Source organism: Paraburkholderia sp. J63 (assembly GCF_905220245.1).
Classification (GTDB): domain Bacteria; phylum Pseudomonadota; class Gammaproteobacteria; order Burkholderiales; family Burkholderiaceae; genus Paraburkholderia.
In genome coordinates, this window is sequence record NZ_CAJMZF010000115.1 from 1 (window position 1) to 1852 (window position 1852).

Below are 1852 nucleotides of genomic sequence, written 5' to 3' on the forward strand. Positions count from 1 at the left end.
TTATTCCACCGTCACCGACTTAGCCAGATTACGCGGCTTGTCCACATCGGTACCGCGCGTGCACGCCGTGTGATACGCGAGCAGCTGCAGCGGTACCACATGCAGGATCGGCGAGAGCTGACCATAGTGCTCCGGCATCCGGATCACATGAATACCCTCCTCGCTCGCGATATGCGTATCCGCATCGGCGAACACATAGAGATGACCGCCGCGCGCACGCACTTCCTGCATGTTCGACTTGAGCTTCTCCAGCAGCGCGTCGTTGGGCGCCACCGTCACCACCGGCATCGCCTCCGTCACGAGCGCGAGCGGCCCGTGCTTGAGTTCGCCCGCCGGATAGGCCTCGGCGTGGATGTACGAGATCTCCTTGAGCTTGAGCGCGCCTTCGAGCGCGATCGGATAGTGCAGCCCGCGCCCGAGGAACAGCGCGTTTTCCTTGCGCGCAAACTCCTGCGCCCACGCGATGATCTGCGGCTCCAGCGCCAGCACGCCATTGAGCGCCGCCGGCAGGTGACGCAGCTCCGTCAGGTACGCCGCTTCCTGCTCCGCATTCACGTGGCCGCGCAGCTTGCCCAGCGTCACCGCGAGAATGAAGAGACCCACGAGCTGCGTCGTGAACGCCTTCGTCGACGCCACGCCAATCTCGCGTCCCGCATGCGTGAGGAACTTGAGTTCCGTGAGCCGCACCATCGCGCTCGTCGCGACGTTGCAGACCGCGAGCGTGTGCTCCATGCCCAGCGACTGCGCGTGCTTGAGCGCCGCGAGCGTGTCGGCGGTTTCGCCAGACTGCGAGATCGTCACCACGAGCGAGCGCGGATTGGGCACCGACTCGCGATAGCGGTACTCGCTCGCGATCTCGACTTCGGTGCGGATCTTCGCGACCGATTCGAGCCAGTACTTCGCGGTCAGCCCCGCGTAGTAGCTCGTGCCGCACGCGAGAATGAGAATGCTGTCGATGCCGCGGAACACCTCGCCCGCGTTCTCGCCGAACTGCACGGGATCGAAGGCGACGTCGGCCGGAATCGTGTCCGAGATCGCGCGCGGCTGCTCGAAGATCTCCTTCTGCATGTAGTGGCGATACGGCCCGAGCTCGACCGCGCCGCTATAGGCCTGCACGTCGCGCGCCGCGCGCTGGACTTCGTTGCCGTGGCGGTCGGCGATGCGCACGCCTTCGAGCGTGATTTCGCAGACGTCGCCCTCTTCCAGATAGCTGATGCGGTTCGCGCTGCCCGCGATGGCAAGCGCGTCCGAGGCGATGAAGTTGCCACCATCGCCATGGCCCACCACGAGCGGCGAGCCCGCGCGCGCGCCCACCACCGTGTGCGGCTGGTCCTTGTGCACGACGCCGATCGCATACGCGCCCGAGAGCTGCTGCACGGCTTCGCGCACGGCCGCGAACAGGTCGCCCTTATAGAGGCTGTGGATCAGGTGCGCGATGACTTCGGTATCGGTCTGCGAGACGAACTCGTAGCCCTGGCCGCGCAGCGTCTCGCGCAGCGACTCGTAGTTCTCGATGATGCCGTTGTGCACGATCGCGAGCGCGTTGCGCGAGAAGATCGGGTGCGCGTTGTTCACCGTGGGCGCGCCGTGCGTGGCCCAGCGCGTGTGCGCGATGCCCGTGACGCCCTCGAAGTGCGCCTCGCGCACCTGCTCGTCGAGTTCGGCCACGCGCGCGACGCTGCGCACGCGCTGCGGGCCTTCTGCCGTGACGATGGCCACGCCGCACGAGTCGTAGCCGCGGTATTCGAGCCGCCGCAGGCCTTCGATGAGAACGGGAACGATATTACGCTGCGCTACTGCGCCGACGATGCCGCACATGGAGTTCGATCCTTTGCAATGAGAGGCGGGGCGC

1 protein-coding gene is annotated in these 1852 nt (G+C 66.3%); it reads right to left on the minus strand.

Translation table 11 applies throughout. From position 1 onward, the window contains the following. Nucleotides 1-1818, minus strand: a complete 1818-nt coding sequence (gene glmS, locus U5775_RS38695) for a glutamine--fructose-6-phosphate transaminase (isomerizing) (RefSeq protein ID WP_322063399.1) — start codon at nt 1816-1818, stop codon at nt 1-3. Between the last annotated feature and the right edge of the window lie 34 nt (nt 1819-1852).